10 protein-coding genes are annotated in these 13,512 nt (G+C 72.7%); 8 read left to right on the top strand and 2 right to left on the bottom strand.

The genetic code is table 11. The features are described from left to right. Nucleotides 1-14 precede the first annotated feature (14 nt). Both AB0K00_RS48560 and AB0K00_RS48565 read right to left on the bottom strand, forming a co-directional pair. Complete coding sequence (locus AB0K00_RS48560) at nucleotides 15-1,052, bottom strand: hypothetical protein (protein WP_363536933.1); 1,038 nt, start codon at nucleotides 1,050-1,052, stop codon at nucleotides 15-17. A 233-nt stretch (nucleotides 1,053-1,285) separates the two neighbouring features. Continuing rightward, nucleotides 1,286-1,663: a toll/interleukin-1 receptor domain-containing protein gene (locus tag AB0K00_RS48565; protein WP_363536936.1), complete on the bottom strand. Its 378-nt coding sequence runs from the start codon at nucleotides 1,661-1,663 to the stop codon at nucleotides 1,286-1,288. 242 nt (nucleotides 1,664-1,905) lie between these two features. Between AB0K00_RS48565 and AB0K00_RS48570 the strand changes: the two genes are divergently transcribed. The 8 genes from AB0K00_RS48570 (at nucleotide 1,906) to AB0K00_RS48605 (ending at nucleotide 13,333) form a co-directional block, all read left to right on the top strand. Continuing rightward, complete coding sequence (locus tag AB0K00_RS48570; protein ID WP_363536939.1) at nucleotides 1,906-2,823, top strand: hypothetical protein; 918 nt, start codon at nucleotides 1,906-1,908, stop codon at nucleotides 2,821-2,823. 90 nt (nucleotides 2,824-2,913) lie between these two features. Then, on the top strand, nucleotides 2,914-4,239 hold the full coding sequence (locus AB0K00_RS48575) for a glycosyltransferase (RefSeq protein ID WP_363536942.1): 1,326 nt from the start codon (nucleotides 2,914-2,916) through the stop codon (nucleotides 4,237-4,239). A 44-nt stretch (nucleotides 4,240-4,283) separates the two neighbouring features. Further along, the gene (locus AB0K00_RS48580) at nucleotides 4,284-7,208 is read left to right on the top strand and encodes a BTAD domain-containing putative transcriptional regulator (RefSeq protein ID WP_363536945.1); all 2,925 of its coding nucleotides are present in this window, start codon (nucleotides 4,284-4,286) and stop codon (nucleotides 7,206-7,208) included. A gap of 114 nt (nucleotides 7,209-7,322) precedes the next feature. Further along, entirely contained in the window at nucleotides 7,323-7,796 is a 474-nt protein-coding gene (locus AB0K00_RS48585; protein WP_363536948.1) for a hypothetical protein, read from the top strand. 61 nt (nucleotides 7,797-7,857) lie between these two features. Continuing rightward, nucleotides 7,858-8,271, top strand: coding sequence for an ATP-binding protein (locus tag AB0K00_RS48590; protein ID WP_363536951.1), 414 nt, complete (start codon nucleotides 7,858-7,860; stop codon nucleotides 8,269-8,271). An 89-nt stretch (nucleotides 8,272-8,360) separates the two neighbouring features. Beyond that, nucleotides 8,361-10,514: an MMPL family transporter gene (locus AB0K00_RS48595; protein WP_363536954.1), complete on the top strand. Its 2,154-nt coding sequence runs from the start codon at nucleotides 8,361-8,363 to the stop codon at nucleotides 10,512-10,514. A gap of 104 nt (nucleotides 10,515-10,618) precedes the next feature. Then, nucleotides 10,619-11,836 (top strand): cytochrome P450, encoded by a 1,218-nt coding sequence (locus AB0K00_RS48600; RefSeq protein WP_363536957.1) that lies wholly within the window; start codon nucleotides 10,619-10,621, stop codon nucleotides 11,834-11,836. A gap of 96 nt (nucleotides 11,837-11,932) precedes the next feature. Continuing rightward, the gene (locus tag AB0K00_RS48605) at nucleotides 11,933-13,333 is read left to right on the top strand and encodes a TIR domain-containing protein (protein ID WP_363536960.1); all 1,401 of its coding nucleotides are present in this window, start codon (nucleotides 11,933-11,935) and stop codon (nucleotides 13,331-13,333) included. The last annotated feature ends 179 nt before the right edge of the window (nucleotides 13,334-13,512 follow it).

A 13,512-nucleotide genomic window follows, 5' to 3' on the forward strand; every position in this document is an offset into this window, starting at 1 on the left:
TGCGTCTCCCGTCGTCATTCGTTGGTCATTTCCAGGGCCGCGCGGTACGCGTCCGGATCGACGTGGACGCCTTCGGCGTGGAGCACGAGGAGCCCGCCGGCCACGCGCGTGCGGGAGTCCGCCACCAGAAACTGGCCGCGAAGATTGCCGCCGAGCCAGGTGTCGGCGGGCAGTTGGTGCATGGCACGGAGGCCGGCAGCGTAGATTGCTGCCTCGGCTTCGCCCGGAGCCTGCACCAGCGCGCCCATCTGGATGTTCGAATCCTCGGCGATCAGCACCCGGTTCCACAGGAAGCACAGCAGCGCCAGTTTCGCCGCGACGACTGCGTCGCCGCGCGTCGCGGCCTCGGCGGCAAGGTCGCGCAACCACCACCACGGTCGTTCCAGCAGCGCGTTCACCTCGCCCTGGCTGGTGATCCGCCGGTGCGGATCACTGACCGGGCAGGCACCGAAGATCAGCTTGGCGGCGGCGTTCGCCTCCTCCAGGTTGCCGCCGCAACCGAGGACCCGATCGACGTAGTCCATGACGTCCCGTGCGTCGGCGGCGGGAAGATCGGGCACCCGGGCAGGGCGTGGCATCGAGTGACCGCTGTGGGTGTCGAGCGCAGCCGGGCGCCGGCGAAACTTCATCCGCATCCACCGGTCACCCGGCCCCATCCAGCCGTAGTTCGCCTGCCGGCCACCCTCTTCCGTCGCGGCCAGGGTGTATCCGTGCACCTCGGCGCTACGCCGATATCCGGCCTCCGGGTATGTTGCCCATCCGCCGGGTCCGGCGTCCGACTCGCGAATTTCGATCTCGATCCGGCCGGGTGCCTCGCTTCTCAAGACCTCCTCGAAGTCCGCGGCGTTGGTGAACACCCGGACTTGCAGACCCTGCGCGGCGCCGCCCCACGTGGGATCTGCCGGTGGTGGGGCTGCCTGCCGTCGCCGGCCACCGCGACCGAAATGGACCACCGCGCCAACCGTTAGCACGACCAGGACGCCGCAACAGAAGACGCCGGAAAGATCGCTTCCACTCACGACCATCGACCCTTCGGAACTGAGGTCGTCCATCTCTTCCGGCTCACGCTAGCAACGCGGACCTGGCGTGACCCACCGTGAATCGGGCAGGTCTCGTGGCCGAACGCTGCGAACCGGCCGCCCATCGGTCAGTCGGACGACCATGATCTGCCGGGATGCGAAGCAGGTCGACCGGTTGCCGTCCGCGATCCTCTGCCACGGTGCCGCCGGCGGTCATGTCGACTTCGCCACCCCCACGCCCGTCCTCCGCCAGCCCAGCCTGATGGTCAGCGATCACCGGCCAGAATCTCGTTCGCCAGCGCCACCAACTGCGGGCCGGCGAGACGCTCCTGGGCCAGCTCCTCGACGGTCATCCCGTGCAGGACCGGCAGGATCACCTTGCGGTCCCCGCGTTCCAGGGCGACCAGGGCCGCGAGCTCGCGTTGCGTCCATGCCTTCTCAAAGAACGCGCGGCTGAGGATCACCACGCCGTACCGGCTCTCGCTCAACCCACGGTCGATGCCCGCCCGCAACGTGTCGCCGAGCGCCAGTGCATGCGAGTCGACCCAGACCTCCGCACCGATGGCCCGCAACGCGACCGCCAGCGGGGTTGTGACGGTCTCACGGTCCTCGGACGCGTCCGAGATGAACACGTCATAACCCATCCGTCCTCCATCCTGCGGCGGCCCATCATGTGTCGCCGTACGAAATCGGAACGTTCTGACGGACAGGTCACCGCCGGGGCGTCAGCCGTTCGGTTGTACCGCGCGGAGTGAACTCCCGGCTTTGCCGCACCGGGGTCCGCCCGCCCTGCCACAGTGGCGCTGGGCCGTCGCGACCCCGGCCGGAGCCGGCGCGCGCCACGGCCGCCTGCCCGCCAGACGATCGCCCACTCCGGAGCTCTCCCGTGACCGATGCGCCACCGCCGCCGCGCGACGATCCAACCGCAGGATCGAACTACGGCCACACCATCCGGGCCAGCGGCTCGGGCAGCGTCTACGCCAACCGCGGCGACGTCAGGATCAACGAGCCGCCCGACCCGCGACCGACCCTGAAGGCCGCGCGGATCGGTGCCCTGGCCGTCCTGGCCGCCGCGGTGATCGCCGGTGCCGCGACGCTGCTCGCGCCGATGCTGTCGAAGGACTCCTCAGCCGGGAAGGAGACCGCCGAGCTGCACCTGAGCGCGGACAGCGTCGCGATCGGCGGGCAGTACACGGCCGAGGCGAGCGGCTTCGAGTCCAAGGAGCCGGTGCGCCTGTCGTGGAACGACCGGCCCGACCGCGAAGGCGCCCAGGTCATCCAGGACCTGACCGCCGACGACGACGGCCGGGTGAGCGTGGTCATCCACGAGGGCGCGTCGCCTGGCATGTACGTCATCTTCGCCGCCGGCCTGCGCTCCGGGCGTACCGCGTCGGCGAGCCTGCGCGTCGTCGAGGCCGCACCGCCCAAGCTCGTCGCGTCGGCGAAGGCGAACCGCCGCGGCTCCACCGACGGCATCACGGTCACCGTCGAGCAGGTGGACCGCTACGACAACGGCCTCGTGGTGCTGCACCTGGCCGCCGCGCACAACAAGACCTCCACCGTCTCCCTCGCCGGCCACGAGTTCCGCGCCGCCGACCCGACCGGCCGCTCGTACGGCGCCGACGGCCAGCAGAGCCAGTGGGACGGCCAGATCTCGGCCCGGCAGACGGTCCGGGGCACGATCGCCCTCGACGGCCCCGTGGACCAGGCGGTGCGCAGCCTGCAGGTGACGTTCCAGCAGGTGTTCACCGACCACGGGTTCCGCGACCTGTCGATCACCGACGTGCCGGTGCCGGCCGCCTGACCCCCGGCGCGGCACGGCTCACTCGGACGGGGCGTCCCCATGGCCGTAACCCGTTCATCGGCACCTGACGGTCCCTGACATCCTGGGGGCATGAGTCGCTTCCTGGTCACGTCCATGCCGTTCGCCGGGCATGTCGGACCCACGGCTGGACTGGCCGCCGAGCTGATCGCCCGTGGGCATGAGGTCGTGGCGTACACCGGCGGGAAGTACGTGTCGCGGTTCGCCGAGCTCGGTGCGCAGGTCCGGCCGTGGGTGCAGGCCCAGGACTACGACGACGCGGACCTCGCGGCCACCTTTCCGGCGGTCGGCAACGGCAAGGGGATGCGCAGTGGCCGGGCCAACGTCGAGCTGGTGCTGCTCGGCACGGCCGCCGGGCAGGCCGCCGACATCCGCGCCACGGTCGAGGAGCACAGCGCCGCGGGCCGCCCGATCGACGCGATCGCCGCCGACCAGCTCGCGCTCGGCTCGGCGCTGGCCGCGGAGGCGTTGGGGTTGCCCTGGGCGACGGTGGCGATCACCGCGCTGACCCTGACCAGCCGGCACCTGCCCCCGGTCGGGCTGCGGCTGCTGCCGGTCACCGGGCCGGTCGGGCGGTTCCGCGACGCGGCGCTGCGGTCCCTCATCGGCGGCGTCTCCCGGAAGATGCTCGCCCCGCAGGTCAACCGGGTCCGGGGCGAGGTGGGCCTGCCGCAGCGCGCGGATGCGAGCCTCGACGACGGGTACTCGCCGCATCTGGTGCTGGCGCAGGGGGTGCCGGGGCTGGACTATCCCCGTCCGGACCTGCCCGCGCACGTGCACTACGTGGGCCGGCTGGCGCCCGCCGCGCGGGCCGACGCGCAGCTGCCCGAGTGGTGGCCCGAGCTGGCCGCCGCCCGGGCGCAGGGCCGGCCGGTCGTGCACGTCACCCAGGGCACCCTCGACGTCGACCCGGATGACCTGCTGCGACCCACGATCGCCGCGCTGGCGGGCGGGGAGGCGCTGGTCGTCGCCACCACCGGCGGCGCGCCCGAGTCGGCGTTGGATCCGCTGCCGGGCAACGTCCGGGTGGCCCGGTTCGTCCCGCACGACCTGCTGCTGCCGCTGGTCGACGTGGTCGTGACGAACGGCGGGTGGGGCGGCGCGCTCGCCGCGGTGCAGGCCGGGGTGCCGCTCGTGGTGGCCGGCGCGACGCTGGACAAGCCGGAGGTAGGGCGCCGGGTCGCCTGGTCCGGCGTCGGGTTGGACCTGCGGACCGGAAGCCCGGCCGCGGGCCGGGTGGGACGGGCCGTGGCGCAGGTGCTCAAGGACCCCGGCTTCCGGCGGCGGGCCGCGGAGCTGGGTGCGGCGCTGACCGCCGCGGGCGGCGCACCGGCCGCCGCGAAGCTGATCGAGCAACTGCTCACCGCGCCACCCCGGGAGTCGCCGCCGCCAACGTGATGGGCGTACGGTGGGCTTGATCGTCGGGGGTGGGGGAGGCGGGTGTGGAGTTCCTCGTCCTGGGCACGCTCGAGGTCCTGGCCGGCGGGGAGCGACTCGACCTCGGCAGCCAGCGGCAGCGCACGGTCCTCGCCGCGCTGACCCTCGACGCGAACCGGGCCGTTCGCCTCGACCGGCTGGTCGAGGCGCTCTACGGCGAGGACCCGCCGTCGACCGCCCGGGTCCAGGTGCAGATCTGTGTCTCCGCGTTGCGGCGGCTGTTCGCCGGGCACGGGCAGCCCGCCGCGATCGTGACCGAGGCACATGGGTACCGGCTGCGCCTCGACGACGACCAGTTGGACCTGCACCGGTTCGAGGCGGCGCTGCGGGAGGCGCGGCGCCTGCGTGACCTGCGACGCGTCGAGGAGGCGGTGGCCCGCTACCGGGAGGCGGCGGCGCTGTGGCGCGGGCCCGCGTTCGACGGTGTCGACAGCCGGCTGGTCGAGTCGGCGGCGGCGCGGCTGGCGGAGCGGCGCTGCACCGCCGTGGAGGAGTGCGTCGAGCTGGAGCTCGGGCTCGGCCGGCACCGGGAGCTGATCGACGAGCTCACCGCCCTGGTCGCCGAGCAGCCGCTGCGCAGCAGGTTGCTCGGGCAGCTGATGCTCGCCCTGTACCGCTCGGGCCGGCAGCCGGAGGCCCTGGACGCCTACCGGGCCGCCCGGCGGCACCTCGTCGAGGAACTCGGCCTGGAGCCGGGCGAGGACCTGCGCCGGCTCGAACACGCGATCCTGACCGGCGACCCGCAGCTCAGCCTGCCGTCGCCGGAGCAGGGCGGGGAGCCGCCGCTGCCGGCGCCGCACCTGCTGCCCACGGACATCGCCGACTTCACCGGGCGCAGCGCCCAGCTCGACGCGATCGAACGGCAGCTGACGCTCGCCGCGCAGGACGCGTCCCGGTTCGCGGTGCCGGTCGTCGTCATGCCCGGCAAACCCGGCGTCGGCAAGACCACCCTGGCCGTGCACGCCGCGCACCGGCTCGCCGCCCGGTACCCCGACGGTCAGCTGTTCGCCGACCTGCACGGGCGCAACAGCGGCCAGGTCAGCGCGATGCAGGTGCTGGAACGGTTCCTGCGGGCGCTGGGCGTGCCCGGCGCGCAGATCCCGACGACGCTCGACGAGTGCGCGGAACGCTACCGGGCGCTGCTGAGCAACCGGCGGATGCTGGTGGTGCTGGACAACGCGAGCAGCGAGAGCCAGGTCCGGCCGCTGGTGCCGGGCACGTCCCGCTCGGCCGTCATGGTCACCAGCCGCGGGCGGCTGGCCGGGCTGCCGGGCGCGGTCCACGTCGACATCGACGTGTTCGACGCCGCTCATTCGGTGCAGCTGCTGTCCCGGGTCGTCGGCGCGGACCGCATCGAGGCAGAGTCCGCGTCGACGGCGCAGCTCGCCGAGCTGTGCGGGCACCTGCCTCTCGCGTTGCGCATCGCCGGTGCCCGGCTCGCCGCGCGTCCACATTGGAGCGTCGACCAGCTGTTGCAGCGCCTCGTGATCGAGACCCGGCGGCTGGACGAGCTCAAGCACAGCGGCCTGGGGGTCCGCGCCAGCATCGCCCTCACCTACGACCATCTGGCCCCCGACGCGCAGCGGCTGCTGCGGCTGCTGACCGTGCCCGAGGTCCCGCACTTCTCCGGCTGGGTCGCGGCCGCGCTGCTCGACACGGCGCTGCCGGACGCGCAGGACCTGCTCGACGAGCTCGCCGACGCGCAACTGGTCGAGACCAGCGGCTCGAGTCGCGGCGAGTCCACCCGGTACCGGCTGCACGACCTCATCCGCGTCTTCGCCCGGGAACGGCTGCTGCAGGACGAGACAGCCGCGGCCCGCGACGCCGCGCTCGGCCGGTACCTGGGCGCGCTGCTGCTGCTCGCCGGCGCCGCGCACGACGCCATGTACGGCGGTGACTTCCTGCGCTTCCGGTCGCCGGCCGCGCTGTACCCGCTGCCGCCGGCGCAGGTGCGGCGGCTGGTCGACCCGCCGCTGCCGTGGTTCGAGCGGGAACGGCCGGTCCTCGTCGCCGCCGTCCGGCACGCCGCGGCGGCCGGTCTCGTCGAGCACTGCTGGGGCCTGGCGCGGACCGCGGTCACGCTCTTCGAGTCCCGCAACTACCTCGGCGACTGGCGCGAGACGCACCGGGTCGCCCTGGCCGCCGCGACCGAGGCGGGCGACGAGCGGGGGCAGGCGGCCACGCTGTACTCCATCGGCTCGCTGCGCATCGTGGAGCGGCGCTTCGACGAGGCGCTGGACGCCCTGGAGGCGGCCCGCACCCGGCTCGAACGCCTCGGCGACGAGCAGGGCGTGGCGCTCGTCGAAGGGCACATCGCGTTCGTCGACCGGATGCACGGCCGCTACGCCGAGGCCACCGAACGGTACCTGCGGATCCTGACCACGTTCCGCCGCAACGAGGACCTGGTCGCGGCCGCGTACACGCTGCAGAACCTGGCCCAGATCAAACTCGAGCAGGGCGACCTCGAGGCGGCCCGCACCCTGCTGCCGGAGGCGTTGCAGGCCATCCGCCGCGCCGGCAGCGCCCGGGTCGAGGCGCAGGTGCTGCACCGGCTCGGCGAACTGCACCTGCAGGCGCAGGAGCCGCAGGCCGCCTACGTCTTCGAGCAGGCCCTCGCCGTCGTCCGGGAACTCGGCGATCCGGTCGGTGAGGCGTACGCGCTGCTGGGCGTCGGCACCGCCGGCCTGCGCGGCGGTGACCTGGCCGGCGCCGCGGCGGCGCTGCGGGACGCCCGGCGGCTGGCCCGCGACCTGGGGGAGCGGCTGGTCGAGGCCCGGGTCTGCATGGTGCTCGGCGAACTGGCGGCCGGCGAGGACCCGGCGCTCGCCGTCACCGAATGGCGCCGGGCGCTGGAGCTGCTCCAGGTGATCCGCGCACCGGCACTGGAGGCGCAGGTCATGGCGCTGCTCGCCGAGGTCGACCCCGGATAAGCCGGCGATGCCGCGGCGATAATCCGCCGCCGCAGCCTGGACGGGCCGCCGGACGTCAGGCGCCTGCACCGACGTCCGTCCCTGACCGCGCCGCGGCACGACGGAGGAGACCTCATGCTCGGAATGCTCGGACACCTGGTGCCGGAGCGCCGGCAGGCCGTGCTGCTCGCCGTCGCCCTGCCGGCGGCGCTGTACCTCGGCCACCGGATCGTCGAGCAGGTCGACCTGGCCGCCGGGGCGTGGACCCAGGTCGTCGCCGGGATCTGGCTGGCCACCCTGCCGTTCGCGCTGCTGGGCCTGGTCCTCGGCCAGCTGACCGCGGCGAGTGACCTGCCGGCCGTCACCAACGGCGTGCTGAGCATCGGGTCGCTGCTCGGCGGCCTGCTGGTTCCGGTCGTGCTGTTCCCGGCGTCGCTGGTCGACCTGGCCGAGGCGCTGCCGACGTACCGGCCCGGCGGGGTCGGCCGCGGCGCCGTCGACGGCCACCCCGACGTCCGCGACGCGGCCCTGGTGCTCGCCGCCTGGACGGTCGAGGCAGCGCTCGTGCTGGCGGTCCGGCACTGGCGGACCGCGCGGCGAACCGGCTGATTGCCGACGGCAATGTTGGGGTACCGGTCCGGCATCGCAACGACGACCCTGGAGCGAACCCATGACCGACGCGGTGCACCTGCAGATGTCGCTGGACCTGCCTCGCGAGTCGGCCGGAGTGGGCCAGACCCGCCGGATGCTGGACGGTGCCCTGGCCGGTGCGGGCGTCGAGGAGGACTGTCGCGACGACATCCGCCTGGCGCTGAGCGAGGCGTGCAGCAACGTCATCAAGCACGCCGACCTCGCCACCACCTACCACGTCGACGTCAGCGTCGACGGGGACCTGTGCGTGATCGAGGTGACGGACGACGGCGGCGGGTTCGATCCGTCGACCGTCCGGGCCGGTGACGTGCTGGCCGAGGCGGGCCGTGGGCTGCAGATGGTCGCGGCCGTGGTCGACGGCCTGGACGTGGTGTCGGTCGACGGGACCGGGACCCTGCTGCGGTTCACGAAACAGCTGACCTGGAACCGCTGACCGCCCGGCCGCCCCCGCTGCGGCAACCCTTCGCGGCGTCTGACACGTTGGTGCAAGGGATTCGCCGGTGCGGACGGAGAACGGGTCGGATGGCTGAGGGTTTCATGGCGCGGCTGGGCAGCTGGTGTTTCCGGCGCCGGTGGTGGGTGCTGGGTGTCTGGCTGGTCGCGGTCGCCGGTGGTGTCCTGGCCGCCGGGCCCCTGCTCAACGCGATCTCCGAAGGCAACAGCGTGCGCAAGAAGGTCGAGTCGATCGAGGCGTACGACCTGATCGGCACCGCCGACGACTCGTCCGGGACGGTCATCGCCCTGGTGGACGGCGTCGACCCGGCCGCGCAGGACGTCCGCGCCGCCGTCGCCGCGGTCGCGGACCGCGTGCGCGGCGTCGAGCACGTGCGGCAGGTCGAGGCGACGGCGGTGTCGCCCGACGGCCGTGCGCTGCTCGTCGTGGCAACCCTGGAGAAGGTCGACAGGCCGACCCGCAACACGGCCGTCGACAAGGTCGAGACCGAATTTGATCGGTTCGACGCCGAGCTGCCGGCCGCCGCCGACGTCCGCGTCGGTGGTTCCGCCACGATCAGCCGCGACTCCAGCCGGACCCTCGCCGCCGACCGGGACCGGGCCGAGCTGCTGTCGCTGCCGCTCACCCTCGTCGTGCTCGTCGTCGTGTTCGGCGGTCTCGTGGCGGCCGGTGTACCGGTCCTCGCCGCGGTCGTGTCCGTCGCATCCGTGTTCCCCGTGCTGTATGTGTTCACCACGTTCACCGACGTCGACAACAACGCGTTGACCGTCGCGTCGCTGCTCGGACTGGGCCTGTCGGTCGACTACGGGCTGCTGCTCGTGGCCCGCTACCGCGAGGAGCTCGCCGCCGGGTTCGCCCCCGACGTCGCCATCGGCAGGGCCTGGGCGACCGCCGGGCGCACCATTTTGTTCAGCGCGCTGACCGTCGCCGCCGCGCTCGCCGGGCTCCTGGCGTTCTCGGTGCGGCAGCTGACCGCGCTCGGCGCCGCCGGCGTGTCGATCGCGCTGGTCGCGATGCTGGCGTCGCTGACGTTCACCGCCGCGCTCATCGGGCTGGCCCGCCGGCGCCTCAAACCCGCCCGCCGGCCCGCCGCCGACGAGGCCGCCCGCGGCTTCTTCGCGGCGCTCGCCGCGCTCGTGCAGCGCCGCGCGGCGCTCGTCGCGGTGCTCACCGCGGTGCTGCTGCTCGCCGCCGGGCTGCCGCTGCTGTCGGCGACGGTGAAGCTGCCCGGCCTGCAGGGCATGCCGCGCAGCATCGAGTCGGTCCGGGTCGCCGACGAGCTCAACGCCCGCTTCGGCCGCTCGTTCGCCCCGACGATCACGCTCGTCGCGCGGACCGGCGCGGCGGACCTGGACGCATATGCCGCCCGCTGGTCCGCCGACCCGGCCGTGGCCAAGGTGCAGCCGGCGAAGCCGGTCGGGTCCGGCCTGGCCGCCGTGGAGCTGAACCTGCGCGGCGGCGCGCAGGACGACGCCGCGAAGGACCTGGTGCACCGGGTCCGTGCCGACCGCCCCGCCGGCGTGCAGTCGTGGGTGACCGGTGACGCCGCGGTACTGGTGGACCTCGTCGACCTCATCGTCGACGACCTGCCCCTCGCGCTGGGTATCACGCTGACCGCGATGCTGGTGCTGCTGTTCGCGATGACCGGTTCGGTGGTGGTGCCGGTGAAGGCGATCCTCGCCAACGTCGTCTCCCTGGGCGCGACGCTCGGCGTCATGGTCGCCGTGTTCGAGCACGGCTGGCTCTCCGGGCTCCTCGGCACGCTCACCGTCGGCGGCCTGGATCCGTTCGTCGTGGTCATCCTGTTCGCGTTCGCGTTCGCGCTGTCCATGGACTACGAGGTGTTCCTGCTCGGCCGGGTCAAGGAGTACGTCGACGGCGGCGACGACACGAACGCCGCCGTCCGGCGCGGGCTGCAGCACACGGGCCGGGTCATCACCTCCGCCGCGCTGCTCATGGTCATCGTGTTCGGCTGCTTCGCCGCGGCGCAGATGGGCAGCATCGAGCAGATCGGGCTCGGCCTGGCCACGGCGGTGTTCATCGACGCGACCGTGGTGCGCTGCCTGCTCGTCCCGGCCACGATGACCCTGCTCGGCCGGTGGAACTGGTGGGCGCCGGCGGCGCTGCGGCGCCTGCACCGGCGGATCGGCCTGAAGGAGCTGACCCTGCCCCCCGCGGAGACGCCGGCGGGCGTGCCGGCCATGAGCGCCGCCGACGGGTGAGCACGCCGATCGCGCGCGGCCCGGACCCCGGCGATGCACCAACCGCCAAAACGGGCACGCCGGGCGACATAGCCATCGGCTGATTCGTTGGCGAGGATCGGGTCATGACAGATGTGAGTGGGGCACTTCGGTCGTACGACATCTTCACACCCGAGGCGATGGCCGATCCGATGCCGCTGCTGCACCGGATCCAGGCCGAGAGCCCGATCAGCTGGATTCCACAACTCAACGCGTGCCTGCTGACCCGGCACGCGGACATCGTCGCGGCGCTGAAGGACCGGCGGCTCGACACCGCGAACCTGGGGCAGGGCCTGGACCGGCTGAGCGCGCAGGAGCAGGAGGAGCTGCTGCCGTTGCGGCGCTCGATCCAGATGTGGATGGGTCACACCGACCCGACGGACCACGTCCGGTTCCAGCAGCTGCTGAAGCGGTACTTCACGCCCGTCACCGTGAACGCGCTGCGCCCGCGGGTCCGGGAGATCACCCACGAGCTGCTGGACGCGGTGGCACCGCACGGCCGGATGGACGTCGTCAAGGACCTGGCGTATCCGCTGCCGGCCAACGTCATCGCGGAGATCCTGGGGATGCCGGCGAGTGACCGGGTCCAGCTGCAGCTGTGGTCGCGGGACATCCTCGCGGTGTTCCAGCTCGCCGACATGGACCGGCTGCGGCAGGCGCAGCGCAGCGTCCTGGAGATGCAGGACCACCTGCGGCTGCTGGTCGAGCAGCGGCGGCAGGAGCCGCGCGAGGACATCCTCAGCATGTTCGTCGCCGCGGAACGCGACGGCACGGTCACCGAGGACGAGATCGTCGCCAACTGCGTGCTGCTGCTCTTCGCCGGGCACGAGACCACGGCGGGCCTGATCGCCAACGGCCTGCTGCTGCTCTTCGACAACCCGGACCAGCTGGCGCTGCTGCGGTCCGATCCGACCCTGACCGCCTCGGCGGTGGAGGAGATGCTGCGCTGTGACGGCCCGGCCGGGGTCATCGTGCGGGTCAGCAGCGAGCCGGTCGACGTGGCGGGGCACCCGTTCCCCGCGGGTCAGCAGTTCTACCTGGCGATGCTCGCCGGCAACCGCGACCCCGAGGTGTTCGAGCAGCCCGACAAGTTCGACATCACGCGGAAACCCAACCGGCACACCTCCTTCGGGATGGGCGCCTTCTACTGTCTCGGTGCGGCGCTGGCCCGGATGGAGGCCGACGAGTGCTTCCGCATCCTGCTGGACCGGTTCCCGGACCTGCGACCCGCGTACAAGAGCCCGGACCTGCACGCCGCCCCGCCGCTCGGCCACCGGCTGGTCACCCTCGACGTGGAGTTCTGACCAGGCCGGGACCCTGCCGACGTTGACGTCGTCGCGGCGGTCACGGCGCTGTGCACGCGGCTGCCCCGGTGACGGCGTCGGTGGCAGCATGGTCGGGTGGCCGGTCATGTGTACATCGCCTATCACCCGAGTGATGCCGGGTACCGCGACCGGCTGGCCGCGCAGTTGGCAGCAACCGGGATGACGGTGTGGTTCCAGCCGCCGGCCGAGTACGGCACGCAGTGGTTGACGGTGATCCGCCGCCAGATCGACACCTGCGGCGTGTTCGTCGTGCTGATGACCCAGCGGGCGGAACTGTCGGACTGGGTCGACCAGCAGGTTGCGCACGCGCTGACAGCAGGGGTGCCGATCATGCCGCTGCTGCTGGAGCGGGACTGGACGTTCAAGCGGCTGAGCAACGCCGGACACCGGACGTTCACCGGTGTCAGCCCGGGCATGCTGCCACGCCGGCCGTATTTGGACGATCTGCGGACGGCGCTCGGCCTGCCGCCGCTGGTGCCGCCGAGCCCGGAACCACCGGTGCTGCAGCCGGCCACGGTCATCGCCCTGCCCCCGTCCAGGGTGGACACCGGCGAACGACCCAACCCTGGCTGGGAGGACCTCCACTCGCCGAGTGCGCGACTCGTCTGGTCCCCGGGCGGCGAGACGATCGCGGTCGCCGGGAACGATGGCACGACCTATTTCTGGGACGTCGCCGTCGGCGCGGTCCGCGTGACGATCGAGCAGCAGGAGGAGATTTCCGCGCTCGCGTGGACGCCGGACAGCGCATCGCTGGTGACCGGGGACGTCGACGGTGCCGTGCGGGTCTGGGACGCCGCGACCGGCAGGCAACGGTTGCACATCAGTGAGGACCGGCAGACGGTCAACGTTGCCGCGTGGTCGTGTGACGGCGCGTTGCTGGCCACCGCAGTCGGCGACCGGTCCACAATTCGGCTCTGGGACGCCGCCACCGGCGCGGCCGTCACCACCCTGAATGCGGGAAGGCATGATCTTGTCGGGGTCGGTGTCTGGTCGCCGATCGAACCGCATCTGCTGGCGGTGCAAGACGCGCGAAGTCTGCGCCTCTGGGACACGAACGCCAACACCGTCCGAGCGCGCGTGTCTCCGGCCGGTCACTACGGCCTGGCTTGGTCACCGGACGGGCGGTATCTTGCCACCACGCTCGACGAAGAGATCATCATCCGGGACGCCGCCACCATGACCGAGCAGCACGTGTTGATCGACCGCAAGGCGGCGCTGCGTTGCGTGGCCTGGGCGCCGGACGGCAAGCGGCTGGCCACCGGCGGCGCGGACTGCTCCGTCCGCATCTGGCAGCCACCCCACCCAGACCCGATCCTCGTCCTCGACGGCCACCCCGCGGCGGTGTACACCGTCTCCTGGTCGCCCGACGGGCGGCGGCTCGCGGCGTCCGGCGGGGGCTGGACCCCGCTCATCTGGGACCTGCCCGCCGAGCCGCCCACCCCAACCCCTCGGCTGATCGCTCAGACAAGCGATTGAGGTGGCTGACGGGCTTCAGAAGGAACTCCGCATGATCTGCGAACGGATTCATGATTGACGCTGGCTACCGCCCGTCTTGCGGCACGGGCATGACCGATCCGGTGCAGCCGGAGGTCGTGGCGCTTGACATCGCGCGCGCAGAAATGGGTGTTGAGGTGTAGTTGCAGGCGGTCGCCGCG

This window comes from Dactylosporangium sp. NPDC049525 (assembly GCF_040676755.1).
Classification (GTDB): Bacteria; Actinomycetota; Actinomycetes; order Mycobacteriales; family Micromonosporaceae; genus Dactylosporangium.